Here is a 1083-nt window from a genome sequence, read left to right as displayed (position 1 = left end):
GCCACCCTGGCCAGCGCGGGCCACCTGCCGCCGCTGCTCCGCCGCCCCGGCTCGCCCGCCCGCACCCTCGACCTGCCCCCCGGCCTGGTGCTGGGGCTCGACCCCGGCGCGGAGTACACGAGCCAGGAGGTCAAGCTGCCGGTCGGCTCCGTCCTCGCCCTCTACACCGACGGCCTCATCGAGGCGCCCGGCACGGATCTCGACCAGGCCATCATCGACCTCGCGGGCACCCTGACCCAGTCCGCGAAGCAACCCCTGCACGACCTGGCCGAGACGGTCATCGACCACGCGGTGACCGTCGATCACCGCACCGACGACATCGCGCTGCTGCTCCTGAAGACCACGCCGTAGAGCGACGGGCCGCCGGCCGGTCCCGGGCCGTCAGGCGGCGTCGCGGTGACCGCCCCGCGGGTCCCGCCCCTGGTACGGCACGGCGACATCGGCGCCGCGCGGGCCGGGATAGGGGTCGCTGCTCCGCAGCTCCGCCGTCTGGACGACCCGGCTGATGTCGCTGGGCGTGATCAGCCCCAGCAGGCGCCCGGCCGGGTCGAGCACCACGGCCCGCCCGTCGGAGCAGCCGCCCATCCGGGGCAGCAGATCGGTCAGCGGCTCGTCACGCCGGGCCACGGGCACCTCCTCGGGAGGGCAGGCGATCTCCCGCAGCCGCCTCACGGCCCGCACCTCGGGGGGGACGCCCCGGATCCGGTTGAGCGTCACCAGCCCCGCGAACCGCCCGGCGTCGTCCACCAGCGGGTACGTGGACAGGCGGTGCCGCATCACGATGTCGTCCACCAACTCGGCCACTGTCTCGTCGCTGTGGGCGACGACGAGGCGGTCGGACATCACGTCCCCGACCCGGACGCCGTGCAGCGCGGTGCCGAGCCTGGCCTGCTGCTCCTCGGCGCTCGCGGCGTTCACCAGGAACAGGCCGATCAGGGCCAGCCACAGCCCGTCGAAGCCCCTCCCGGTCACGACCTGAAGGAACCCCAGCGCGATGAGCGCGTAGCCGAAGCCCCGTCCGGCGCGGGCGGCGGCGATGGCCGCCCTCGCCCGGTCGCCCCAGCGCGCCCACAGCGCGGCGCG

At 75.4% G+C, this 1083-nt stretch carries 2 protein-coding genes; one reads left to right on the top strand and one right to left on the bottom strand.

Annotated features, from left to right (window positions below; all coding sequences use genetic code 11):
* Positions 1 to 351: PP2C family protein-serine/threonine phosphatase (locus tag DQW85_RS22430; protein WP_162795234.1), on the top strand; the 351-nt coding region annotated here is incomplete at its 5' end.
* A gap of 30 nt (positions 352 to 381) precedes the next feature.
* Here the strand turns inward: DQW85_RS22430 and DQW85_RS22425 are convergent.
* The coding region (locus DQW85_RS22425; RefSeq protein WP_113702155.1) for a CBS domain-containing protein at positions 382 to 1083 on the bottom strand (702 nt) is incomplete at its 5' end.

Origin of the sequence: Nonomuraea lactucae, assembly GCF_003313395.1 — a bacterium.
GTDB classification, from domain to species: Bacteria; Actinomycetota; Actinomycetes; order Streptosporangiales; family Streptosporangiaceae; genus Nonomuraea; species Nonomuraea lactucae.
The sequence above is the reverse complement of the archived record's forward strand: the minus strand, read 5'-3'. Positions and strand labels throughout refer to the sequence as shown.